Source organism: Vibrio sp. 1978 (genome assembly GCF_033344345.1).
This window is the reverse complement of record NZ_JAWPOP010000998.1, coordinates 1-521: the sequence shown is the minus strand read 5'-3', so window position 1 is coordinate 521 and position 521 is coordinate 1. Positions and strand designations below refer to the sequence as shown.

Annotated in this window: 1 pseudogene; it reads right to left on the bottom strand. The window is 48.4% G+C overall.

The window, feature by feature from the left end:
• A pseudogene (locus R8N49_RS30305) lies at positions 1-521 on the bottom strand (PepSY-associated TM helix domain-containing protein); the annotation flags it as partial.

Here is a 521-nt window from a genome sequence, read left to right as displayed (position 1 = left end):
TGTCGCGAGGAAGCCAGAGATACAAGCCCGACACCAACAGTAAAATACCTAAGCTGGCTGATATTTCGATTAAACGATCGCCAAGCTCACCAATCAGCAAGGTGCCATGAATGTTATTCATCAGCTCATAAACGCTGTCTGAGCGATCAATGGTGCCTTGAACCTCGCCCGTATATGGATCGACTGCAGCAACGAGCGAACGCCCATCTTCCGCTTTAATTGAAAACCGGTTGGCAAGATGCGCTGTTTTGGCAGGCACAAATTGAGTAACGCTGAAATCGGGATAGGCTTGCTTAACCGACTCTCACTGGATGGACACTGGTACCTTGTGCTCTTGCTGCACCACTTTTAGCGTAGTCTCATAGCGAGCCAGTTCAATCTCATCATCAAATAGCATCACCAGTCCGGTGACGGACAGCATGAGCATAAATGGGATAACGAATAATCCTGCGTAGAAATGCCATCGCCACGTCATAAAGTAGATGGATTTTGCGCGCGACGCTTCCTTGAGTTGAGGCTTT